At 60.8% G+C, this 22,144-nt stretch carries 21 protein-coding genes; 14 read left to right on the top strand and 7 right to left on the bottom strand.

Annotated features, from left to right (window positions below; translation table 11 throughout):
• Positions 1 to 44 precede the first annotated feature (44 nt).
• Both ERD78_RS09565 and pepN read right to left on the bottom strand, forming a co-directional pair.
• The gene (locus ERD78_RS09565) at positions 45 to 1,055 is read right to left on the bottom strand and encodes a class 1 fructose-bisphosphatase (RefSeq protein WP_129969020.1); all 1,011 of its coding nucleotides are present in this window, start codon (positions 1,053 to 1,055) and stop codon (positions 45 to 47) included.
• Positions 1,056 to 1,069: 14 nt separating this feature from the next.
• Positions 1,070 to 3,751 (bottom strand): aminopeptidase N, encoded by a 2,682-nt coding sequence (gene pepN, locus ERD78_RS09560; RefSeq protein WP_129969019.1) that lies wholly within the window; start codon positions 3,749 to 3,751, stop codon positions 1,070 to 1,072.
• A gap of 172 nt (positions 3,752 to 3,923) precedes the next feature.
• On the opposite strand from pepN, the gene ERD78_RS09555 reads away from it, so the two are divergent.
• Positions 3,924 to 4,568, top strand: a complete 645-nt coding sequence (locus tag ERD78_RS09555; RefSeq protein WP_129969018.1) for a DUF4136 domain-containing protein — start codon at positions 3,924 to 3,926, stop codon at positions 4,566 to 4,568.
• Between the two features lie 134 nt (positions 4,569 to 4,702).
• Here ERD78_RS09555 and ERD78_RS09550 read toward each other — a convergent pair whose 3' ends face one another.
• The gene (locus ERD78_RS09550) at positions 4,703 to 5,056 is read right to left on the bottom strand and encodes an H-NS histone family protein (RefSeq protein WP_129969017.1); all 354 of its coding nucleotides are present in this window, start codon (positions 5,054 to 5,056) and stop codon (positions 4,703 to 4,705) included.
• A gap of 172 nt (positions 5,057 to 5,228) precedes the next feature.
• Here ERD78_RS09550 and ERD78_RS09545 point away from each other — a divergent pair, with 172 nt between their 5' ends.
• From ERD78_RS09545 to thpD, 7 genes are all read left to right on the top strand, one after another.
• A complete protein-coding gene (locus tag ERD78_RS09545) occupies positions 5,229 to 6,044 on the top strand; it encodes a carbon-nitrogen hydrolase family protein (protein WP_129969016.1) in 816 nt (271 codons plus the stop codon).
• A 164-nt stretch (positions 6,045 to 6,208) separates the two neighbouring features.
• On the top strand, positions 6,209 to 7,666 hold the full coding sequence (tldD, locus tag ERD78_RS09540) for a metalloprotease TldD (RefSeq protein WP_129969015.1): 1,458 nt from the start codon (positions 6,209 to 6,211) through the stop codon (positions 7,664 to 7,666).
• Positions 7,667 to 7,894: 228 nt separating this feature from the next.
• Entirely contained in the window at positions 7,895 to 8,440 is a 546-nt protein-coding gene (locus ERD78_RS09535) for a MarR family winged helix-turn-helix transcriptional regulator (RefSeq protein WP_129969014.1), read from the top strand.
• Complete coding sequence (ectA, locus tag ERD78_RS09530; protein WP_371734576.1) at positions 8,437 to 9,000, top strand: diaminobutyrate acetyltransferase; 564 nt, start codon at positions 8,437 to 8,439, stop codon at positions 8,998 to 9,000. Before ERD78_RS09535 ends, ectA begins: the two co-directional genes overlap by 4 nt.
• Positions 9,001 to 9,095: 95 nt before the next feature.
• A complete protein-coding gene (gene ectB, locus ERD78_RS09525; RefSeq protein WP_129969129.1) occupies positions 9,096 to 10,403 on the top strand; it encodes a diaminobutyrate--2-oxoglutarate transaminase in 1,308 nt (435 codons plus the stop codon).
• On the top strand, positions 10,400 to 10,795 hold the full coding sequence (locus ERD78_RS09520; RefSeq protein ID WP_129969013.1) for an ectoine synthase: 396 nt from the start codon (positions 10,400 to 10,402) through the stop codon (positions 10,793 to 10,795). Before ectB ends, ERD78_RS09520 begins: the two co-directional genes overlap by 4 nt.
• Before the next feature lie 33 nt (positions 10,796 to 10,828).
• Positions 10,829 to 11,749 carry an ectoine hydroxylase gene (gene thpD / locus ERD78_RS09515; protein WP_129969012.1) on the top strand — a complete coding sequence of 307 codons (921 nt, stop codon included), beginning with the start codon at positions 10,829 to 10,831 and terminating at the stop codon, positions 11,747 to 11,749.
• A 110-nt stretch (positions 11,750 to 11,859) separates the two neighbouring features.
• Here the strand turns inward: thpD and ehuA are convergent, their stop codons facing one another.
• The 4 genes from ehuA to ehuB form a co-directional block, all read right to left on the bottom strand.
• Positions 11,860 to 12,711: an ectoine/hydroxyectoine ABC transporter ATP-binding protein EhuA gene (gene ehuA, locus ERD78_RS09510; RefSeq protein WP_129969011.1), complete on the bottom strand. Its 852-nt coding sequence runs from the start codon at positions 12,709 to 12,711 to the stop codon at positions 11,860 to 11,862.
• Positions 12,708 to 13,400 (bottom strand): ectoine/hydroxyectoine ABC transporter permease subunit EhuD, encoded by a 693-nt coding sequence (gene ehuD / locus ERD78_RS09505; protein WP_129969010.1) that lies wholly within the window; start codon positions 13,398 to 13,400, stop codon positions 12,708 to 12,710. Before ehuD ends, ehuA begins: the two co-directional genes overlap by 4 nt.
• Position 13,401: 1 nt before the next feature.
• Entirely contained in the window at positions 13,402 to 14,073 is a 672-nt protein-coding gene (gene ehuC / locus ERD78_RS09500; RefSeq protein WP_129969009.1) for an ectoine/hydroxyectoine ABC transporter permease subunit EhuC, read from the bottom strand.
• A gap of 107 nt (positions 14,074 to 14,180) precedes the next feature.
• Entirely contained in the window at positions 14,181 to 15,041 is an 861-nt protein-coding gene (gene ehuB / locus ERD78_RS09495) for an ectoine/hydroxyectoine ABC transporter substrate-binding protein EhuB (RefSeq protein WP_129969008.1), read from the bottom strand.
• Between the two features lie 132 nt (positions 15,042 to 15,173).
• On the opposite strand from ehuB, the gene ERD78_RS09490 reads away from it, so the two are divergent.
• From ERD78_RS09490 to glcF, 6 genes are all read left to right on the top strand, one after another.
• Positions 15,174 to 15,512 (top strand): hypothetical protein, encoded by a 339-nt coding sequence (locus ERD78_RS09490; RefSeq protein WP_129969007.1) that lies wholly within the window; start codon positions 15,174 to 15,176, stop codon positions 15,510 to 15,512.
• Positions 15,513 to 15,515: 3 nt separating this feature from the next.
• Positions 15,516 to 16,601 carry a 3-deoxy-7-phosphoheptulonate synthase AroG gene (gene aroG / locus ERD78_RS09485; protein WP_129969006.1) on the top strand — a complete coding sequence of 362 codons (1,086 nt, stop codon included), beginning with the start codon at positions 15,516 to 15,518 and terminating at the stop codon, positions 16,599 to 16,601.
• Positions 16,602 to 16,664: 63 nt separating this feature from the next.
• Positions 16,665 to 18,077: an FAD-binding oxidoreductase gene (locus tag ERD78_RS09480; RefSeq protein ID WP_129969005.1), complete on the top strand. Its 1,413-nt coding sequence runs from the start codon at positions 16,665 to 16,667 to the stop codon at positions 18,075 to 18,077.
• A gap of 87 nt (positions 18,078 to 18,164) precedes the next feature.
• Positions 18,165 to 19,658 carry an FAD-linked oxidase C-terminal domain-containing protein gene (locus ERD78_RS09475; RefSeq protein ID WP_129969004.1) on the top strand — a complete coding sequence of 498 codons (1,494 nt, stop codon included), beginning with the start codon at positions 18,165 to 18,167 and terminating at the stop codon, positions 19,656 to 19,658.
• Positions 19,659 to 19,666: 8 nt separating this feature from the next.
• Positions 19,667 to 20,857 (top strand): glycolate oxidase subunit GlcE, encoded by a 1,191-nt coding sequence (gene glcE, locus ERD78_RS09470; protein ID WP_129969003.1) that lies wholly within the window; start codon positions 19,667 to 19,669, stop codon positions 20,855 to 20,857.
• Between the two features lie 9 nt (positions 20,858 to 20,866).
• The gene (gene glcF / locus ERD78_RS09465; RefSeq protein WP_129969002.1) at positions 20,867 to 22,123 is read left to right on the top strand and encodes a glycolate oxidase subunit GlcF; all 1,257 of its coding nucleotides are present in this window, start codon (positions 20,867 to 20,869) and stop codon (positions 22,121 to 22,123) included.
• Positions 22,124 to 22,144: the final 21 nt, after the last annotated feature.

Raw genomic sequence — 22,144 nt, 5'->3', positions numbered from 1 at the left:
CCGGTTCGCCTGGGGCCGCTGTCCGTGGGCAGCGCGGGTTTGGCTCAAGCTGTTTCGTGATACTGCTGGACACGCTCGACTTCTTCCCGTGAACCCAGCACCACGCCAGTGCGCTGGTGCAGGGCGTCGGGCTGGATATCCAGGATCCGGCAGTTGCCGTCGATGGCCGCGCCGCCAGCCTGCTCGACGATGAAGCTCATGGGATTGGCCTCGTACATGAGGCGCAGCTTGCCCTTCTTGCCCGATGGGCGCTCGTCGCGGGGGTACATGAAGATACCGCCTCGGGTCAGGATGCGATGCACGTCGGCCACCATGGAGGCAATCCACCGCATGTTGTAGTCTTTGCCCAGCGGGCCGGTCTTGCCCGCGAGGCAATCGTCGATATAGCGCTTTACGGGCGCCTCCCAGTGCCGCATGTTGGACATATTGATGGCGAATTCCGCCGTTTGCTCGGGAATGCGGATGTCTTCATCCGTGAGCACCCAGGACCCCATTTCCCGGTCGAGCGTAAAGCCCACCACGCCTGTGCCGACAGTAAGGACCAGCATGGTCTGGGGGCCGTATACGGCATAGCCCGCGGCAACTTGCTGCGAACCCGGCTGCAGGAAATCCGCCTCGCCAACTTCCTGGCCGGAGGTATGGTGCGGCGCGTGCAGTACGGAGAAAATCGTGCCGATGGAGACATTGACGTCGATATTCGATGAGCCGTCCAGCGGATCAAACAGCAGCAGATATTCGCCCTTGGGGTAGCGGTTGGGAATCAGATGGATGGTTTCCATTTCCTCCGACGCCATGGCGGCAAGGTGACCGCCCCATTCATTGGCTTCGAGCAGAATTTCATTGGACAGGACGTCCAGCTTCTTCTGTACTTCGCCTTGAACATTTTCAGTATCGAGACTGCCCAGCACGCCGCCCAGCGCACCCTTGCTGACAGCATGTCCAATGGCCTTGCAGGCCCGGGCCACGGTTTCTATAAGGAGCCTGACCTCGGCCGATACAGCCTGCTCCTTGCGTTGTTGTTCGACCAGATACTGAGTCAGGGTTTTACGTGACATGTGTGCTCCAGGAATTATATTTTCAGGGCTTTATTGACGATTTCGGACACATTGCGCGACAGGCCCGCGTGACCGCGCACATGCTCGAGCGCCGCACGCATGCCCTCACGCGGCGCGTCGGCATAGCGGCTCCAGCTGTCGAAGGCCCGTGCCAGACGCGCGGCGATCTCGGGATTCAGGCTGTCCAGGGCCAGAACCTGTTCAGCCCAGTAATCGTAGCCGCCGGGGCCATGTATGCCCTGAAGATTGTTCATGCAGAACTGGAACACGACCGAGCGGGCCCGATTCGGGTTGCGCAACGAGAAGGCCGGGTGCAGCATCAGTGAGCGCACTGTCTCGACCGTGGCGTCGGGTGCCGTTGCCTGTAATGCAAACCACTTGTCCATGACCAGGGGGTCATGTTGCCATTGTTGGTAGAAATGATCGAGCACCTGAATGGCCACGCCGGAGGCGCCGTAGCGCAGCATGCAGGACAGAGCGCCCATGCGGTCCGTCATGTTGCTGGCGACGTCGTACTGCATGCGGGCCAGCTCGGCCGCATCCGGGTGGCCTGCGGCCATCAAGTAGGAGAGCGCCAGATTCTTGAGGGCGCGCCGGCCGGCGCTGGCGGGATCGGGGCTGTAGTCGGCCTGTGCGTCCGCGGCGGTCTTGCGATAGACATCCATCCAGTACGGCGTCAGCCTGTTGCCCAAAGCCGATTGCAGGTGGCGGCATGCGCGCACGGCAGCCAACGGATCCATCGGCGTGGTCTTTTCCAGGAGCTCCCGGTCGCTGGGCAGGGCTAGCACACGGGCGCGATAGGCGTCGGTGATGTCAGCGTCCAGCAGCAGGGCTTGCCAGGTATCGATGAACAGAGCGCTGGGCGCTTCGCCGGTTTTCATCATGGCCAGCAATTGGCGGCTGGCAAGCGCCTGCCCAGCCTCCCAGCGCGCGAAGGGATCGGCATCATGCCTGGCGAGCAGTGCCAGGTCGGTGTCCGGACGTTCATACTCTACGATGACGGGCGCTGAGAAATTGCGCAGCAGCGACACAACGGGGCTTTCCGGAATTCCCGTGAAGGTCCACGTGTGCGAAGCCTCTGTCAGTTCAAGCAGGGCGGTATCGCTTTGGCGTCCTTCGTGATGCAGTGTGATGGGCTTGCCTTCGCGGGTCAGCAGGCCGATGGCAAAGGGGATGTGCAGTGGCGGCTTGGCTGTGGGCGGGTCCTGCAGCTTCTCTATGCCCGCCGGCGCATTGCGCTGGGTCAGCGTAATGTTGCAGGCCTGCTGCGCCGGATCCCAGGAAACCTCGACCGTGACACGCGGAGTGCCGGCCTGACTGTACCAGCGGCGAAAAACCGCCAGCGTCTTGCCCGGATGCAGCCGCGTATAGACCGACTCCATGGCGCTGACGAAGTCGTCGCATGTGACTGCCTGCCCGTCGTGGCGGCGGAAATATTCAGCCATGCCGGCCTGGAATCCGGCTTCGCCCAGCAGTGTATGCTGCATGCGTATGACTTCCGCGCCTTTCTCATACACGGTGGCCGTATAGAAGTTTCCGATTTCCTGGTAGCTTTCAGGGCGGATGGGGTGGGCCATGGGACCGGCATCCTCGGGAAACTGCGCAATGCGCAGGGTGCTGACGTCATCGATGCGCTTGACTGCGCGGGCGCTGCGGGCCTCGGTGCCGGTCAGACCCTGCGCCAGCATGTCGGCGGAAAACTCCTGGTCGCGGAATACAGTCAGCCCTTCCTTCAACGAAAGCTGGAACCAGTCGCGGCAAGTGACACGGTTGCCCGTCCAGTTGTGGAAATACTCATGGCCGATGACAGCCTCGATGGCCCGATAGGCGGCATCGGTGGCGGTGTCCTTGTCGGCCAGGACGTATGCCGAGTTGAAGATGTTCAAGCCCTTGTTTTCCATGGCGCCCATGTTGAAGTCGCGGGCCGCAACGATCATGAAGCGGTCGAGATCCAGCTTCAGTCCGAATCGCCTTTCGTCCCACCGTACGGCGTGTTCGAGGCAGGCAAGTGCCCAGGCGGTTTTGCTGTTCGAGCCCCGGTCGCTATAGACCTGAAGCAGGGCTTGGCCCCCGCCGTCCTTGTCCAGGGACTGCTCGCGGCAGTCGAAGCTGCCGGCCACCAGCGCGAAGAGATAACACGGTTTTGGATGGGGGTCTTCCCAGACGGCCTCGTGGCGGCCGTCCGGCAGTTCGTCGTTAGAGGCAAGATTGCCATTGGACAAAAGAAGCGGGTAGCGCGCGCGGTCGGCGCGCAGGCGCACCGTATAGCGCGCCATGACGTCGGGCCGGTCGGGAAACCAGGTAATTCGTCGGAAGCCTTCCGCTTCGCATTGCGTGAACAGGTGGTCGCCGGAGACATACAGGCCCATGAGGGTAGAGTTTTCCTGCGGCCGGCAGGTGCTCACCAACTCGATAACAAAGCGGGCCGCTTCGGGAAACAGTGTCAGGCGTCCATCCTCAAGCCGATAGTCGGATACGGCAAGGCGCCGGCCATCCAGCGAGACGGACTCCAATGCCAGCTCCTCGCCGTTCAGCACCAGGGGCTCGGGGCTTTCGGACTGGCGTTCAAGATGCAGCCGACTGTACACCCGCGTGCAGGCGGGATCGAGGTCGAATGTCAGCTCGACCCTGGGCAAGGCGTAAGGGTAGGGCTGATAATCGTTGCGTGATATTGTCGGCGAGGATTCTGTGCGCATGGTAGCTGTTTCAACGGGTTCCAATGTGCCTTATTGTAGTGTTTGCCGCGTGTTGCCGTTTTTATAATAAAGATGCAACCTTGCGGCCGCATTGGTGGTCTCATGGCAACAACGGGCGAGTCATTGTCGCGCCTGGCGCATGGGCGCCGGGCGACCGCCCGCGGGGAACATTATGCCGATATCCAAAGGGCGTTTTGCCACATTCATGCGATTCTGGTTTGCCTTGGCCGCGATCACGCTCGTCACGGGCTGCGCCTCGACCTTGTCCGCCCGGGTCACAAGTTTTCAGAAATGGCCTGCGGACAGCCAGGGCGCCACATATGCCATCGTGACCGCGGCGGGACAGGAAAACAACCTGGAATTCCAGAGCATCGCCGACATGGTGCGTGCCAACATCGGGCCCATAGGCCTTGTCGAGGCGCCTTCCGCTTCCGCGTCCCGCTTCGCCGTCCATATACAGTACGACAACCCCACGTCGCGCACCTATGTGCAGCGCTATGCCGACCCATATCTTTATGACGGATGGGGATTTGGCCCTGCGTTTGGGTGGTATGGGGGCTATCGCAGCTGGGGCGGCGCGATTTACTTTCCGCCGCCGGTGGCAACGGTGCCAGTGGTTGTGTACAAAAACACCCTTACCGTCGTCATTGATGACAAATCCCAGGGCGGCAAAGAGGTATACCGCTCCAGCGCCATCAATGTCAGCACGGACGACAACCTGCTTCAGGCCATGCCCTACCTTGCCCGCGCCGTATTTGACGGCTTCCCGGGCAACAACGGACAGGTGAGGGAAGTGGAGTACGAGCGCGGCCGATAAGGCGGCGGTGCCACCGGCAGGCAGGCGCGCGCAGGTCTGGAGCGCCTGCCGTGATGATTTTCAATCGCACCCGGGATCGCTCGCCGGGCGCTCGAATCCGGCTCCGGACAGACGCCGGGCCGGGTTCGGGCCGGTCAGTTGTTGATGAGAAACTCGTCGCGGCTTTTGCCTTGGGCTTCGGCTTCGGTTATCCAACGTGGCGCCTTGCCGCGGCCGGTCCAGGTATCGCCGCTGTCGGGGTGCCGGTATTTCGGCGGCACCACGCGCTTGGGGGCGCTGCCCGCCGCCTTTTTGGCGGTCTTGCGGCCGCTGTTACGGGTGTAGGCCGCGGCGATATCCGTAGGCGTGATATCGTACTCACGCATTGAGCGGATAATGGATGCTATGACGGGCGTGCGTTGCTTGGCCTGCAATGCCTTGGCCTGTTTTTGCAACTTTTGTATTTCTTTTTCGATTTTCTGAATGGCCGAATTTGTTTCGCGGGTCATTTAATATTCCTGTAAATGGAAATGCGTCCGTAAAAAGGTAGGATATTCTATCGCAGTTTTTATTGTCAAAGCCTTTGATAACAGCTGTAAACGTTGACAGCTTGACTGTTCGGATTAATTTGAATGGATTATCGAGGCGTTTATTTATATTACCAACAGCTAATATTGCATTATGACCGCAGATACTGATTTCAAGGTTGCCGCAATACAGACGGTTTCTTCCACCAATGTCCACGATAATCTCGAGCAGGCGGCGGTGCTTATTGGCCAGGCGGTGTCCCAGGGTGCAAAGCTCGTTTTGCTTCCGGAATATTTCTGCCTTATGGGCCGCAAGGACGAGGACAAGCTGGCCATCATGGAGGAGCCCGGCGGCGGCCTCATACAGGATTTCCTGGCCGTGCAGGCCCAGCGGCACGGCATATGGCTGACGGGCGGGACGCTGCCCTTGAAAAGCCCCGACTCGAACCGCATCTACAATTCATGCCTGGTCTACAGCCCCGACGGGCAGCGGGTTGCCCGTTACGACAAGATCCATCTGTTTGGGTTTCGCAAGGGCGAGGAGTCCTATGACGAGTCCGTGGCAATACGGCCAGGAGAGAACGGGCCCCAGTGCTTCGAGGCGCCTTGCGGAACAGTGGGGCTGTCCATTTGCTACGACTTGCGTTTTCCCGAATATTATCGCGCCTTGGCCACGCCGACGCTAATTCTTGTACCCGCGGCCTTCACCTATACGACTGGATCGGCCCATTGGGAGCTGTTGCTGCGCGCGCGCGCCATCGAGAATCAATGCTATGTGCTCGCGGCGGCGCAGGGCGGCAAGCATGAAAACGGACGCCGCACCTGGGGGCATTCCATGCTGGTGGACCCATGGGGCGATATTGTGGACGTATTGCCGGAAGGCCCCGGCATTGTTGCTGGAAGTGTAAATGAGCAGCGCCTGGAGGAGGTGCGCACGGCATTGCCGGCACTCAGGCATAGAACGATGTAAAGGTGTAAAGGCCACGCATATGCGGGCGCATGGGCATCCCGACTGATCTGGCGATTATCTGGATGATATTAATTGTTATTTGATGAATTTTTCTGAATATATTTGTTTATATTTATTTATAAATCCAGATTATCGCGAATTAATCGCACTTGATTCCCTTATTTATGAAAATAGTTGATTCTTCCATCGCATCTCTGGCTACTGCCAAAACGCTTTTGCTTGATCCCTGGGGCTTGAGCGAATCCGATATGGCGCGGGCGCTGGGCACCATTTTCACTCACAGAATCGATTATGCCGATCTGTATTTTCAGTACACGCGCAGCGAGAGCTGGAGCCTGGAAGAAGGCATCGTCAAGACGGGGAGCTTTTCCATAGAGCAGGGCGTGGGCGTGCGGGCTGTCAGTGGAGAGAAAACCGCATTTGCCTATTCGGATAGCCTGTCGCCCGATGCGCTGTTGTCGTCCGCGCGTGCGGTGCGCACGATTGCGCGGCGCGGTGCTGGGCGCCAGAAGGTACTGGCGGAGCCTGCCCACGCGCGATCCAGCCTGTATGCGCCGCTGGATCCGGTGGCCACGCTCAGCGCGCCTGAGAAGGTCGCGCTGCTCGAGCGTTTCGAAGCCATGGCGCGCGCGGCAGATCCTCATATCATCCAGGTCATGGCCAGCCTTGGCGCCGAGTACGACGTGGTGCTGGTCGCAGGCAGCGACGGGCGCCTGGCTGCCGACGTGCGTCCGCTGGTGAGGCTGTCGCTGACTGTGATCGCCGAACGCAATGGCCGCCGCGAAGTCGGCGTGGGCGGAGGCGGCGGCCGCACCGGGCTGGCCTATTTTACCGACGACATTCTGCGCGGCTATGTGCACAGAGCCGTGCACGAAGCGCTGACGAATCTGGAGTCCCGCCCAGCGCCGGCGGGTGAAATGACCGTGGTGCTCGGCTCAGGCTGGCCAGGCATATTGCTGCATGAAGCCGTGGGGCATGGCCTGGAGGGAGACTTCAATCGCAAGGGGGCCAGCGTGTTCTCGGGCCGGATAGGGGAGCGGGTGGCGTCGCCGGGTGTTACGGTGGTGGATGACGGCACGCTGGCCGACCGCCGCGGCTCACTCAATATCGATGACGAGGGCAACCCCAGCCAGCGCAATGTGCTCATCGAGGATGGCATTCTCAAGGGCTATATGCAGGATACGCTGAATGCACGCTTGATGAACATGCCCGTAACGGGCAATGGACGGCGCGAGTCCTATGCCTGCCTGCCCATGCCGCGCATGACCAACACCTATATGCTGGCTGGCGAAGTGCCGCCCGAGGAGATCATTGCCTCGGTAGGCAAAGGCTTGTACGCAGCCAATTTCGGAGGCGGTCAGGTCGATATCACCAGCGGGAAGTTCGTTTTTTCCGCGTCGGAGGCCTATATGATCGAGAACGGCAAGCTGACTTATCCGGTCAAGGGAGCCACGCTGATCGGCAACGGCCCCGATGCCATGAATACCATCAGCCTGATCGGCAACGACCTGCGGCTGGACTCGGGAGTAGGCACCTGCGGCAAAGAGGGGCAGAGCGTCCCGGTTGGTGTCGGCATGCCGACTGTCCGAATGGACGGCCTGACGGTGGGAGGGACTGCCTAGGTCTCCCGCCCGTAGCGGCAAATACCTGGGCGCCTAGTCCTGGAAGCATCGCCCCAGCCGCCGCATGAATCGCGGCGCTGGGGCGATGGCCGTTTGGCCCACGGAATTCCTCATTTTCCCTGGCGAGCGGAGCGGGAAACGCCGGCGCCGCGGCTTGACTTAATTGTTCGATACTCTTATGATTTCAGTAGAAATCAATTTTATTGAATTCTTTATAACACTACGTAAATGACTACGCCCTTGATGCCTTCCCAACACTACGACCTGCGCATATTGCGTGCTTTGCGCCGCATTACGCGTTCGGTTGCGTTGCACTCGCGGCAACTGGCCGCATGCAGCAACATTACCGCGCCGCAGTTGGTGTGCCTGGGTGCGGTCATCGACCATGGCCCGCTTACAGCCACGGCCATCAGCCGTGAAATTCACGTCAGCGCCAGCACGGTCGTGGGTATTCTTGACCGCCTGGAAGACAAGGGGCTGGTGCGGCGCGAACGAGGCCGCGAAGACCGCCGCATCGTCTTTGTGTCCGCCACCGATGCCGGCCGGAAACTGGCGGCCGATACGCCTTCGCCGCTGCAGAAAAAGCTGTCCGAGGCTTTCAAGGCGCTGCCCGAGTTAGAGCAGGCCACCATCACAATGTCGCTCGAACGCATCGTCGATCTCATGGAGTCCGATGGCGTCGTGCCGGCCGAAGCGCCCGGCGAGCAAGCCTCGCCCATACTGGATGTACCGACAACCAGCGGGACGCTTCCCGAATCGGGACTGGTGGTGTGACAAATTGCCCAACAACCGCGCAACCTCTTCGATCTCCCCCTGACCTCCTCGCCAAACACGAGGGCGAGGCCGCCGCTGCCTGGCTGCGGCCGCCGCAAAGAACGGACGGCGCCGCTGTCCATCGCCTGATTTCCGAGTGCCCGCCACTCGATCTCAATTCACTTTACAGTTATCTACTGCTCTGCGAGCACTTCAGCGCCACCAGCGTGGTGGCGGGCAGGGCGGACGCATTCCTGGGCTTTATTTCGGGATACCTTGTCCCCGGACGCCCGGATACATTGTTTGTCTGGCAGGTTGCCGTGCATGCCGATGCCCGGGGCCAGAGGCTGGGCAAGCGCATGCTGGCGCATCTGCTGCACCGTCCTGGCTTGGCCGGCGTGCGTTATATCGAAACCACCGTGGGTCCGGACAATGGCGCATCGCGTGCCATGTTTGCCAGTCTGGCCCGTCTGTACAAGGCTCCCGTACATGAAAGCCCCCTGTTCGATCGCGCCCTCTTTGGCGCGCAGGGACATGACGACGAGCCATTGTTGCGTATCGGCCCTCTGCAGCCCCTGTGATCCCCAGGATCGGGCCGATAGTCTGAAACCGGAACGTCCGGCAGCGCACTGGGCTGCCAGAACGTGGCGTTTCTCAAAATAGGAGAGAAAACATGATGGATTTGAAAATTTTTGACCGGATGGAGTCGGAAGTACGGGGCTACGTCCGGTCATTTCCCGTCGTTTTCAAGAAAGCCACCGGATCGATCCTGACAGATGAGGAAAACCAGGAATACATCGACTTTTTCAGCGGTGCCGGTACACTGAATTACGGTCACAACAACCCTATTCTCAAGCAGAAGGTCATCGACTATCTGAACACTGATGGCGTGGTGCATGGCCTGGACATGGCCACCAGCGCCAAGCAGTACTTTCTTGAAACCGTCGAGCGCGTGCTGTTTAAGCCGCGCAATATGGAATACACCCTTCAATTCACCGGCCCCACGGGCACCAACGCGGTGGAGGCGGCACTCAAGATTGCCCGCCAGGTCAAGGGCCGCCAGAACGTCATTTCCTTTACCCATGGTTTCCATGGCGTCAGCGGCGGTTCGCTGGCCGTCACGGCAAATGCCAAATTCCGCAAGGCGGCGGGCGTGGCGCTGGGCAATACCACATTCATGCCTTTCGACGGCTACCTGGGGCCCGATGTCAACACCATGGCCTATCTCGAGCGCATGCTTGATGATCCGAGCAGCGGCATGGACCATCCGGCGGCGGTCATCGTCGAAACTGTGCAGGGTGAAGGCGGGGTCAACGTCGCGACCCGCCGCTGGCTCAAGGAGCTGGAAAAGCTGTGCCGCAAGCATGACATGCTGCTCATCGTGGACGACATCCAAGTGGGCTGCGGCCGCACGGGCAGCTTCTTCAGCTTCGAGTCCGCCGGCATTCAGCCAGACATCATCACGCTGTCCAAGTCCTTGTCGGGCTTTGGCCTGCCCATGTCCCTCGTTCTGATGAAGCCAGAACTGGATATTTGGAAGCCGGGCGCGCACAGCGGCACCTTCCGAGGCAACAACTTGGCCTTCGTGACCGCGGCCCAGGCGCTTGAAAGCTATTGGAGCGACGACCGCTTTGCCGCAGAGACGGCGCGCAAGGAGCATATGGTGCGCGACTGGCTCGAGAACCTGGTGCACAGCTATCCCATGGCTGGCCTCAGCGTGCGCGGGCGCGGCCTGATACAAGGTCTGGTTACGCCGGTGGGCGACGATCTGGCCAACGAAATCGCGCATAGGGCGTTTGAGCATGGCGTGGTCATCGAAACGTCGGGCGCCAACGATGAAGTGCTCAAGCTGCTGCCGGCATTGACCATTGAGGACGATCTACTGGCGCGCGGGCTCGAGGTCATTGAACGCAGCGTGGGTGAAATTCTGTCGGAGAAGGGCGTCAGTGCCCGTGTATTGAAATTTGGAGGTCAAGCACGATGATCGTGAGAAACGTGAAGGATGTCATTGGAACCGATGGCGAGGTCAAGACGGAAAACTGGCTGAGCCGCCGGGTCCTGCTGAAGAAGGATGGCATGGGTTTTTCCTTTCATGAAACGGTCATCTTTCCCGGTACCGAAACCCACATTCATTATCAGAACCACCTCGAGGCGGTGTGGTGCATAGAAGGCGATGGCGAAGTCGAAACCATTGCCGACGGCAAGAAATACGCACTGGGTCCTGGCGTCGTGTATGCCCTGGACCAGCACGACGAGCACTGGCTGCGCGGCGGCAAGGAGCCGCTGCGTGTCATCTGCGTGTTCAACCCGCCGCTGACAGGCTATGAGGTGCATGACGACAAGGGGGTCTATCCTCTTGAGTCGACTGCGGCGTAAGTCCGCAGGCCACATCGCGAGAAAGGAGTTGCCATGAATACGATGCAAGACCTGTACGCCTCGCGCACCGACAGGACGGCGGCCATTATTGCCCGCCAAGATCCTGTCGTATATGGTGGCGGCAGCTATGCGCAGGCGATCGAGCCCGCGCAACTGTCCAGCTATGAGCGCGATGGCTTCCTGCTGCTGGAGGATGTTTTCAGCGAGGACGAAGTCCAGGCGCTGCTGGACGAAATCAAGCGCATGAGCGCGGATCCCGCCATCACGGTGCTGGAGGAAGCGATTACGGAGCCTGGCAGCGATGCCGTGCGCTCCATATTCAGAGTCCACGAACTCAGCGAACGGATCGGCCTTCTGGCGCGCGATCCGCGCCTGATCAATGTGGCACGGCAGATACTCGGCTCGGAGGTGTACATGCACCAGTCCCGTGCCAATATGAAGCCCGGTTTCAAGGGCAAGGAGTTCTACTGGCACTCTGACTTCGAGACCTGGCATGTTGAAGATGGCATGCCGGCCATGCGGGCCCTGAGCTGCTCGGTGCTGCTGACCGACAACAATGCCTGCAACGGGCCGCTCATGCTGGTACCGGGTTCACACCAGCAGTTCATTTCCTGCCAGGGCCAGACGCCTGAGAACCACTACAAGAAATCGCTCAAGAAGCAGGAGTATGGCGTACCGGATACGCTTAGCCTCCAACTTCTGGTGGAGCAGGGCGGCATTCAACCGATGACCGCCAAGGCGGGCTCGGTGGTATTTTTCGACTGCAATACCATGCACGGATCGAACGGCAATATCTCGCCGTGGCCGCGCGCCAATGTGTTCATGGTCTACAACAGCATGGAAAATACCTTGCAGCCGCCCAAGTACGGCCTCAAGCCGCGTCCGGAGCACATCGCCACGCGTAAGCGTTTCCAGGCGCTGGAGCCCGTCGAGGCGCCGGCCACCGCGGGCTGAACTGGACGGCCCGGCATCGAATAGCGGTGCCGATGAACGAACACCCCGCCGGCCTGGCCCGCGGGGTGTTTTCTATAAAGCCTGTTCGTGCAATCCGCTCTCGCAGGACATCATTCCGGATTGATGAAGCCCTTCAGGAACTCCTGCGTGCGGGTTTCGTGCGGGGCGACCAGCACCTGCTCGGGCGGACCTTCCTCGACGATGCGGCCTTTGTCGAAAAAGCACACGCGATCGGAAATTTGCTTGGCGAACTGCATTTCGTGCGTGACCAGCAGCATGGTCAGGTCGTGTTCGCCCGCCAGGCGCTGAATCACATTGAGCACTTCGCCCACCAACTCTGGATCCAGCGCCGAGGTCGGCTCGTCGAAAAGCATGATGTTTGGCCGCATGGCCAGGGCGCGCGCAATAGCCACGCGCTGCTGCTGGCCGCCCGAGAGCTGGCTGGGGAATTTATCCGCATGCTCGGCCAATCCCACGAGATCCAGGTATTTTTCAGCGCGTTCCGCCGCTTTTGCCTTGGACAGCCCCAGTACATGCACTGGCGCCTCCGTGATATTGCGCCGCACCGTCATGTGCGGAAACAGATTGAATTGCTGGAAAACCATGCCCATTTCCTTGCGCATCTCGCGCAAGTGCTCCTCGCCTGCGGGCACAAGCCGGCCATCTTTTTCCTCGTGCCACAATGGCTTGCCCGCAACATGGATGACGCCGTCGTTGATGGTTTCCAGCGTCATGAGAATACGCAGCACTGTGGACTTGCCCGATCCAGACGGACCGATGATGGTCACTTTCTCGCCCTTGCGCACCTGGAAATCCAGCTCGTCCAGAACGGTGATGTCGCCAAAGCGCTTGATGACTTTTTCGAACTTGATGATGGGTTCGCCCGCCGCGGCCTGGTCGGGTGCCGCGATGGTCTGGCCCGTTTCCGGGGAGGCGGTGTTGGCGGTGTCGGTCGAATTCATCGTAATGGTATTCCTTGCTTGGGCAGGCGGCGATCCAGGTGGCGCACGGCGGCCGATGCCAGCAGTGTCAGCACAAGATACAGGCCGCCGACCATGGACAGCGGGATCAGATAGTTGAACGTGCGATCGCCGATGATCTTGGCGACATTGAGCATTTCCAGTATGGCCACCACGGACAACACAGGCACATCTTTCATGATGGAGACCAGATAATTGCCCAGAGCGGGAATGATGCGCGGAATCGCCTGCGGCACGATGATGACGCCGAACAGCCGCAAGGGTGAAAGATCCAGCGCTCGCGCTGCCTCGGTCTGCCCGTGGGCCACAGATTCGATGCCCGCCCGGTAGACCTCGGATGTGTAGGCGCTGTATTGCAGGCCCAGCGCCAGCGCGCCGGTCAGGAAGGCTGGCAGCAGGATGCCGTATTCCGGCAGCACGTAGTACAGGAAAAAGACCTGGACAAGAAGTGGCGTGTCGCGCAGAAACTCGGTGATGAAGCGGGCGGGCCATGAAATGATGCGTAGGCGCGCGGACTTGAGCGCCGCCAGGACCAGACCCAGGACGCTGGCGATGAAGAAGCCAACCACCGTGGCCTCGATGGTCACCACGAGCCCGCGCAGGAGGATGGGGAAGATCGAGACGGCGAGCGTCCAGTTGCTGCTGGTGTCCCATTCTATGCCGAACAACATGTCAGGTCCTCCCCACGCGCCAGCGCCCGACGGAGCGCTCCAGCAGCTTCATGACGCCCGTCAGCACCAGGGCCATGCCGAAGTACATGAACAACAGCAGCGTGTACACACCGATGCTGTCCTGGGTGAAGTTGCGAATCTGTTCCGCGCGGAAAGCCATGTCGCCCAGGCTGATCAGCGACACCAGCGCCGTATCCTTCAGATTCTGCACGGCAAGGTTGCCGAAGCTGGGCATCATTTCCGGGATGGCTTGCGGCAGCGCGATCCGCCACAGTACCTGTCTGGGCGTGAAGTCCAGCGCCTTGGCCGCCTCGTGCTGGGAGCCGGGCACGGCCTGGATGGCGCCGCGCACGACTTCCGCGCCGTAGGCGCCAATGTTCAGGCCCAGCGCCAGCGTGCCGGCCATCACCGGGTCCAGGCGCAGGTCCACGCCGATTTTCTGCCCAAGAATGGGCAGGGCAAAATACAGCCAGAAGAGCTGGACCAGTAGCGAGGTACCCCGGAACACTTCAATAAAGCATACGGAGATCGCCTTGATCAGCCAGTTGCGGGACAGCTTGCCTATGCCGAAGGCAAACGAGGCAATGGCGCCCAGGATGGTTGAGTACACCGTCAGCTCCACGGTCACCCATGCCCCCTGCAACAGGGGATTCAGGTAGCTGATCCATTCCATCAGGGTTGTTTCCTGGTTTCAAGCAAATGGAAGACGCGCACCCCACTTCGCGGCCGGCAAGGCTGGCCGCGCGATGGGGTGCCTGGATGCGTCCATGGCGGACGAGATTACTCGGCCGTGCAGAGCTGCTTGGTGGATTGGTCGAACGAAGCCTTGGCGTCGTGCTCGCTGAAGCCGTAGCCGGTCAGTATCTTCTGCCACTCGGGCGTCTTCTTGAATTTGGCGAGTTCGGCATTGACAGCGTCGCGCAGCGCCCCGGAATCCTGGCTGAATGTGAAGCCGCCCCAACTGCGCACGGGCTTGCCATCCACGACGGGATCCTCGAATTCGGCTGCGGCCTCGACCTTGTCGCTCTTTGCCGCCAATTGGGCCACTGTCAGGCTGGTGGCGGCATAGCCCGCCGCGCGGCCGGTGGATACGGTTGAAATAGCGTCCGCATTGCTCGAGATGGTGACCATGCGGTCGCCGGGCACGCCCAGTTTCTGCAGCATTTCCAGTTGGTCCGCACCTGCCATGATGGCGATTTTCTTGTCGTTCTTGGCAAATGCGTCATAGGAATGCAGGCCGTCGGGATTGCCTTTGGCTACCAGCAGGCCTTCACCATACGAGCTGTTGGGCTCGGAAAAAAGAACTTCCTTGCAGCGCTGGGGAAGAATGGCCATCTCGGCAGCCACCATGTCAAAGCGATTGGCCCGCAACCCCGGAATGAGGGAGCCGAAATTCGTAGTGACCCATTTGATGTTCTTGATGCCCAGCTGCTCCATGATGTGTTTGGCAACGTCGGGGCCGGCGCCCTTTGCCTGGCCGTTCATATCCATGTAGCCATAGGGTATTTCGTTGGCGACGGCGATGCGGATGGTACCGTTGTCCTTGATTTCCTTCAGGCTGGCGGCACTTGCCTGCGCAGCCACGCCGCCCGTGAGCAATGCTGCCAGGGCGATGAATGTGGTTCGGCGGATATTGAGCATAGATGTCGTCCTTATCGTTGTTTCGATGCGAAAGCTCGCTGCACGGGCCGGCGACCAGCCCCTTCTTGTGCAATAGTCTCGAAGAAAATCATACACTACATAATTATTTGAGTTCAAATCAATTGATAGCGCATGATTATCGTGCGACATATTTGCTTTGTGGAAAACAGGCCGGATCGGCGTGCCTGCATCGCGCCGCAATGCTGCGCCGGCAGCAAGGGGCATGCCAAGCGTCATGAGGGCCAAGCCCGCTGTGCGCCGGGCTTGGCAAAGCGGGGTCTCTGTGCTAGGATTATCGACTATGTACCGCGCCATTTCGTTTTTTTTCTTTTATTTTGCTTTTCCAAAACCGCTGGTGGAGGAAGGGAAGCGCTGTACGCAGTAAAAAATCATCAAATTCCCAAAAAGCCGCCAGCTTCGCTAGGCGGCTTTTTTGTTCCGCATACTGGCTGGCAAACACCCTGGAGTTGAACCGTGTCGCACAATACTGACGATCTAAGAATCCGCGAAATCAAGGAACTCAGCCCGCCTGCCCATGTCATGCGCGAATTTCCCTGCACCACTGCCATTTCCTCGACGGTCTACGATGCCCGTCGTGCGGCACACCGCATTTTGCATGGCGAAGACGACCGCCTGGTGGTCGTCGTGGGCCCGTGTTCCATCCATAATCCGGAGGCCGGCCTCGAGTACGCCCGTCGTCTCGCCAACGAGCGCAGCCGGCTGCGGGGCGAATTGGAAATCATCATGCGGGTGTATTTCGAAAAACCCCGCACGACCGTGGGCTGGAAAGGCCTGATCAACGATCCGGGTCTGGACGGCAGCTTCAACATCAACCAGGGGCTGCGCACAGCACGCGAATTGCTCATTGACATCAATGCCTTGGGGCTTCCAGCCGGCTGCGAGTTCCTTGACATGATTACGCCCCAATATATTGCCGACCTGGTATCGTGGGGCGCCATAGGAGCGCGCACCACCGAAAGCCAGGTGCACCGCGAGCTTGCCTCCGGCCTTTCTTGCCCCGTGGGGTTCAAGAATGGCACAGACGGCAATACGCGCATTGCCATTGATGCCATCAAGGCCGCTTCCCAGCCGCACCATTTCCTGTCGGTGACCAAGGGCGGTCATTCGGCCATTGTTTCCACTGTGGGCAATAATGATTGCCACGTTATTCTACGCGGCGGCAAGCAGCCCAATTACGATGCGGCCAGCGTCGGGTCCGCCTGCGAGACCCTGGCGCAGGCTGGGTTGGGCAACCGTGTCATGATTGACGCCAGCCATGCGAACAGCAACAAAGACTATCGCAATCAGCCGCGCGTCATCGACGACATCGCGGGCCAGCTTGAATCCGGCAGCGTCTCGGTCTGTGGCGTCATGATCGAAAGCCATCTCGTTGCGGGGCGGCAGGATCTGGTTGCGGGCAAGCCTCTGGTATATGGCCAGAGCATTACCGACGGCTGCATAGACTGGGACACCACCGTGCAGGTGCTTGATCGCCTGGCAGAGGCGGTGCGAGCACGCCGGCAGGCGCAATCCTCGCCGGCGCACAGCCAGGCTGCATGAAAATCGTCTTTGGCGCTATGATCATGGGGGGCGCCCGCCCTGACACAAGGAGGTCCAGTTACCATGAATGCCCCAGCCCAGGCGCAAGGGTTGCGTCGAGACATACCCGCGGGGTTTCTGCAGGCGTTGTCCGAGCGATTCGGAGACCGGTTTTCAACTGCTGAGGCGGTGCGCGAACATCACGGGCGCGACGAGTCTCCCTATCCGCCCATGCTGCCGGACGGTGTCGTGTTTGCGCAAAGCACCGAGGATGTCGCCTGGGTGGCGCGCCATTGCCACGAATACCGCGTGCCGCTGATTCCCTATGGGGCTGGCTCGTCGCTTGAGGGCCATTTGCTTGCGCTGCATGGGGGCATCAGCCTGGACTTGTCGGGCCTGAACCATATTGTGGCGCTGCACGCGGAGGACTTCACCGTCACCGTGCAGGCGGGTGTCACCCGCAAGCAGCTAAACGAGTCAATCCGCGACACCGGCCTGTTTTTCCCCATAGATCCCGGCGCGGATGCCAGCCTTGGCGGCATGGCGGCCACGCGCGCCTCGGGCACCAATGCCGTGCGTTACGGCACCATGCGCGAAAACGTCATGTCGCTCAAAGTCGTGACCGCCGACGGGCGCATCATTGAAACCGCGAACCGGGCCCGCAAATCGTCGGCGGGCTACGACCTGACTCGAATTTTTGTCGGAAGCGAAGGCACCCTGGGCATCATTACCGAGGTGACCGTGCGCCTCTATCCTCAGCCCGAGGCGCTTTCGGCCGCGATCTGCAATTTTCCGTCGCTGGATGCGGCTGTGCAAAGCGTTATCGAGATCATTCAGATGGGCGTGCCGGTGGCGCGGGTCGAGTTCATGGATGCCTGGGCAGTCAAGGCCACCAACGCTTACAGCAAGCTCGAACTGAAAGAGACGCCGCTGCTGCTGTTCGAATTTCATGGTACGCCTTCGGGAGTACGAGAGCAGGCCGAGGTGGTGCAGGAAATTGCCCGCGGCAATGGCGGTATGGATTTCGACTGGGCCGAACGCCCCGAGGATCGCAGCCGCCTCTGGACTGCCCGGCACAATGCCTATTTTGCCGGCCTGCAACTTCGCCCGGGCTGCCGAGCCAGCACCACCGATGTCTGCGTGCCTATTTCCCGCCTGGCGGACTGTGTTTCAGCGACTGCGGCAGACCTGGACAACGCCAGCTTTCCCTATACCGTCGTCGGCCACGTGGGAGACGGAAACTTCCATGTGCTCATGCTACTCGATCCCGACAGCCAGCAGGAGTGGGAAGAGTCCGAGCGACTGAACAAAAGGCTGGTGCAGCGTGCCATCGAAATGGAGGGCACCTGCACTGGCGAGCATGGGGTGGGCATGCACAAGATGGAATTCATGCTGGCCGAGCACGGCCAGGATGCGTTGGACCTAATGACTTCCCTGAAGCGGGCGTTCGATCCGCATGACATCCTTAATCCCGGCAAGATGATTCCGCGGGCGTAGACCCACCAGCCGGAACGCCTGTCGCCCGAGCCAACCTCATGCGACGGTTGCGGGCGGAGGCGCGACATGAGCGCATAACGAGAGACAATGACTGATACCCTGATCAGCCCAGCGTACCAGCAGACCCCCGACTTTCCCGGACTGCTGGCGCGTCTTGCGGGCAAGCTGCCCCAGCACTGCATACTGTCCCGGGTCGAGGACACGCGTGCCTACGAGTGCGACGGCCTGTCGCTTTACCGTACGCTCCCGCCGGTAGTCATCCTGCCCGAAAACGAAGCCCAGCTCATTGCTGTTGTCACGGCCTGCAAGGTGCTCAACATTCCCATTGTGGCGCGCGGGGCGGGTACAGGGCTCTCCGGCGGAGCCATGCCGCACGCCCAAGGCATTATTTTGGGCTTGAGCAAGCTGAACCGCATTCTCAGCATAGATCCGGCTTCGGCAAGCGCCGTCGTGCAGCCGGGCGTGCGCAACCTCGCCATTTCCGAAGCGGCGGCCCCTTTCGGTCTGTACTATGCACCGGATCCCTCCAGCCAGATCGCCTGTACCATCGGCGGGAACATCGCCGAGAACTCCGGCGGCGTTCACTGCCTGAAGTACGGGCTGACGGTGCACAACATATTGCGCGCGCGCGTGATTACGATTGACGGAGAGGTGTTGGAGCTGGGTTCCGAGGCGCCTGACAGTCCGGGGCTGGAGCTGCTGGCCGCCTTCATCGGTTCCGAGGGGATGCTGGGTTTCGTCACCGAAGCCACCGTGCGGCTCATTCCCAAGCCCGCGTGCGCGCGCGTCGTCATGGCCAGTTTTGCCAGCGTCGAGTCAGCCGGGCACGCTGTCGCCAACGTCATAGGCGCTGGCATCATTCCCGCTGGGCTGGAAATGATGGATAAGCGCGCCGTGCATATGGTCGAGCCCTTCGTCAATGCTGGCTATGATCTTGAGGCCAATGCCTTGCTTCTGTGCGAGTCAGACGGCACGGAAGAAGAAGTGGAGCACGAAATACAGCGCATGGAGGCGGTATTCCGCGAAGCCGGCGCCACGCGCCTGCAGGTATCGTCCAGCGAGCAGGAAAGACTCACATTCTGGGCGGGCCGCAAGAATGCCTTTCCCGCTGCGGGACGGATCTCGCCTGACTACTATTGCATGGACGGCACTATTCCGCGCCGCCACCTGGCGCGGGTGCTCAACGCCATCGAAGAGATGGAAGACGAATACGGCCTGCGCTGCGCCAATGTCTTTCATGCCGGCGACGGCAATCTGCACCCGCTCATCATGTTCGATTCGAACAAGCCCGACGAGGTCGAGCGCGCCGAGAAATTCGGCGCCGCCATCCTGGAGCTCTGTGTACAGGTGGGCGGAACCATTACCGGCGAGCATGGCGTGGGCATAGAGAAGATCAATCAGATGTGCGTGCAGTTCACCCGCCCCGAGCTGGATTTCTTCAGCGCCTTCAAGCGCGCCTTTGACCCGTACAGTCTCCTGAATCCGGAGAAGGTCGTGCCGACGCTCGCGCGCTGTGCCGAGTACGGAAAGATGCATGTACATGGCGGCGAACTGCGTTTCCCCGATCTGCCGCGTTTCTAGGATTGAAGATGGAATACATGCTTTCGGAATTATGTGAGCACGTCATGACCGCCCACGGGGCGGAGCGGCCTGTCTACATAAGAGGAGGGGGCACCCGGGATTTCTACGGCGAACCCTGTCCGGCCGACCCCGAGGGGCCGGCGGTACTGGACATGTCGGGCTACAAGGGGATTGTCAATTACCAGCCTTCCGAACTTGTGATCACCGCGCGAGCCGGCACGACCTTGGAAGAAATAGAGGCGGTACTGCATGCCGAAGGTCAGATGCTGGCCTTCGAACCGCCTCGCTTTGGCGCCGGATCCACACTGGGCGGCGCGGTGGCAAGCGGTCTGTCTGGCCCGCGGCGTGTGGCGGCGGGGCCGTTGCGCGACTTTGTTCAGGGCGCCAAGCTGCTGGAGGCGTCGGGCGAGGTGCTGTCATTTGGCGGCGAGGTCATGAAAAACGTGGCAGGTTTTGATATTTCGCGCCTGTTGGCCGGCTCCATGGGTATCTTCGGCGCGCTGACCGAGGTATCGCTCAAGGTTCTGCCTTTGCCGCAGGGTGAGCAGACACAAGTGCTGGAGGTGGATCAGGCCCAGGCGCTGGATCTCTTCAACCAATGGCGCAGCCAGCCTTTACCCATCAGCGCGAGCTGCTGGCTGGGCCAGGCTGACCTGGCCAGCATAGTGTCTCCCGACGCCGAACGCGATACCGCAAATGGGGACGCGCCATCATTCCAGAGGCAGGGATGCTTGCTGCTGCGGCTGTCGGGCAGTGATCCGGCCGTGGCTGCCGCCGCACGTAAGATTGGCGGGACGGTGCTGGCTGCGCCGCAGGCCGCCACTTTTTGGACTGCCTTGCGCGACCAGACATTGCCCTTCTTCGGGCACCGTCCCCTGTGGCGCATTGCGGTGCCGCCAAGAACCCCTGCTCTGGATTTTGGCCACACCATGCTGGAGTGGAATGGCGGGCTACGTTGGGTGGCGGGGCCAGCCAAGCTGGCCGCCCAGCCGGGCAATGGGCCACGCGACGGCGGCTTGCGTGATGCGGTGGCCCGGCATCACGGCCACGCCACGCTCTATCGCTATGAGGAGCGGCCGGCGGGCGTAACCGTGTTTCATCCCCTGGCCCCCGCATTGAGAAACATTACCCGGCGCCTGAAGCAGGAGCTGGACCCGGTCGGCATTTTCAATCCCGGCCGCCTGTATCCCGATTTTTGAGGCAATAACGTGCAAACAAATCTGGCATCCTGGGCGCGCGGCACGAACGAAGGTAATGATGCGGAGGAAATCCTGCGCCGCTGCGTGCATTGCGGATTCTGTCTGGCCACCTGCCCGACCTATCAGATACTTGGGGACGAGCTGGACAGCCCGCGCGGCCGCATTTATCTCATCAAGCAGGTTCTGGAAGGTGCAGAACCCACGCGCGCCACGCAACAGCATCTCGACCGCTGCTTGACATGCCGGAACTGCGAAACAACCTGTCCTTCGGGGGTGGAATATGGCGCGTTGGTGGATATCGGCCGCAAGCTTGTCGATGAGCGCGTGGAACGCCCGCTCGCACAGCGCCTGCAACGCGGCGCGTTGCGCACGCTGCTGACCTCCCGGTTGTTCGGGCCGGCACTGGCATTGGGGAGGCTGATGCGTCCCATGCTGCCCGTGCTGCTGCGCAATAAGATTCCGGCCCGGCGGCCTGCAGGCGCTGTGCCTCGCCATGGTGGGCGTCATGCGCGGCAGGTTCTGATGCCGCGCGGCTGCGTACAGCCGGACATGCTGCCCAGTATCGATGCCGCAACGTTGCGTGTTCTGGATGCCGTGGGCATAGGCGCGCGCGATGTACCCGCCGCGGGGTGCTGCGGGGCCATCCAGTTCCATCTCGATGCGCAGGACAGGGCATTGGATCAAATGAGGGCCAATATCGATGCCTGGCTACCGCTGCTGGATAGCGGCCAGGTCGAAGCGATTGTTATCAACGCGTCCGGTTGCGGCGGCATGGTGCGCGAGTATGCCCATCATCTTCGGCACGATCCAAACTACGCGGCCAAGGCGCTGCGTGTGGTGGACAAGGTGCGTGACGTATCGGAGATTCTTGCGCCTCATGCGCAACAGTTACGCGCGCGAATGGCTAGCCTGCCGGCACGGGTGGCCTTTCATCCGCCATGCACATTGCAGCACTGGCAGGGCCTACGGTCGGTGAGCGAGCGCCTGCTCACCGACCTGGGCTTTGCGCTGCAGCCATTCAACGAGTCCCATCTGTGCTGCGGGTCGGCGGGGACTTACTCAGTGACACAGCCGTCGCTGTCGGGCAGCTTGCGCGAACGCAAACTGCAGGCCATAGGCGAGACGCAGCCCGACTGCATCGTTTCTTCCAACATCGGCTGCATAACGCATCTGCAGGCCGGCACCGAAACGCCTGTGCGCCACTGGATCGAGGTGGTTGACGAGGCGCTTTCCGCGGGAGATGGCGGCATGCGCAATGCCGCCTGAGCGGCGCCGCCAGCGCGGTAC

It is taken from the genome of Allopusillimonas soli (assembly GCF_004153445.1).
GTDB classification, from domain to species: Bacteria; Pseudomonadota; Gammaproteobacteria; order Burkholderiales; family Burkholderiaceae_B; genus Allopusillimonas; species Allopusillimonas soli.
The sequence above is the reverse complement of the archived record's forward strand: the minus strand, read 5'-3'. Positions and strand labels throughout refer to the sequence as shown.

Bases quoted from the DNA above. Each gene is read 5' to 3' on its own strand.
- ERD78_RS09520 (WP_129969013.1), top strand. From the start codon at position 10,400: ATGATCGTGAGAAACGTGAAGGATGTCATTGGAACCGATGGCGAGGTC.
- tldD (WP_129969015.1), top strand. From the start codon at position 6,209: ATGAAAATAGTTGATTCTTCCATCGCATCTCTGGCTACTGCCAAAACG.
- ERD78_RS09480 (WP_129969005.1), top strand. From the start codon at position 16,665: ATGAATGCCCCAGCCCAGGCGCAAGGGTTGCGTCGAGACATACCCGCG.
- ehuC (WP_129969009.1), bottom strand. From the start codon at position 14,073: ATGGAATGGATCAGCTACCTGAATCCCCTGTTGCAGGGGGCATGGGTG.
- ehuA (WP_129969011.1), bottom strand. From the start codon at position 12,711: ATGAATTCGACCGACACCGCCAACACCGCCTCCCCGGAAACGGGCCAG.
- glcE (WP_129969003.1), top strand. From the start codon at position 19,667: ATGGAATACATGCTTTCGGAATTATGTGAGCACGTCATGACCGCCCAC.
- ERD78_RS09545 (WP_129969016.1), top strand. From the start codon at position 5,229: ATGACCGCAGATACTGATTTCAAGGTTGCCGCAATACAGACGGTTTCT.
- ERD78_RS09555 (WP_129969018.1), top strand. From the start codon at position 3,924: ATGCCGATATCCAAAGGGCGTTTTGCCACATTCATGCGATTCTGGTTT.
- ERD78_RS09565 (WP_129969020.1), bottom strand. From the start codon at position 1,055: ATGTCACGTAAAACCCTGACTCAGTATCTGGTCGAACAACAACGCAAG.
- pepN (WP_129969019.1), bottom strand. From the start codon at position 3,751: ATGCGCACAGAATCCTCGCCGACAATATCACGCAACGATTATCAGCCC.
- ERD78_RS09550 (WP_129969017.1), bottom strand. From the start codon at position 5,056: ATGACCCGCGAAACAAATTCGGCCATTCAGAAAATCGAAAAAGAAATA.
- ehuD (WP_129969010.1), bottom strand. From the start codon at position 13,400: ATGTTGTTCGGCATAGAATGGGACACCAGCAGCAACTGGACGCTCGCC.
- ERD78_RS09490 (WP_129969007.1), top strand. From the start codon at position 15,174: ATGATTATCGTGCGACATATTTGCTTTGTGGAAAACAGGCCGGATCGG.
- ehuB (WP_129969008.1), bottom strand. From the start codon at position 15,041: ATGCTCAATATCCGCCGAACCACATTCATCGCCCTGGCAGCATTGCTC.
- ectB (WP_129969129.1), top strand. From the start codon at position 9,096: ATGGATTTGAAAATTTTTGACCGGATGGAGTCGGAAGTACGGGGCTAC.
- thpD (WP_129969012.1), top strand. From the start codon at position 10,829: ATGAATACGATGCAAGACCTGTACGCCTCGCGCACCGACAGGACGGCG.
- ERD78_RS09475 (WP_129969004.1), top strand. From the start codon at position 18,165: ATGACTGATACCCTGATCAGCCCAGCGTACCAGCAGACCCCCGACTTT.
- ERD78_RS09535 (WP_129969014.1), top strand. From the start codon at position 7,895: ATGACTACGCCCTTGATGCCTTCCCAACACTACGACCTGCGCATATTG.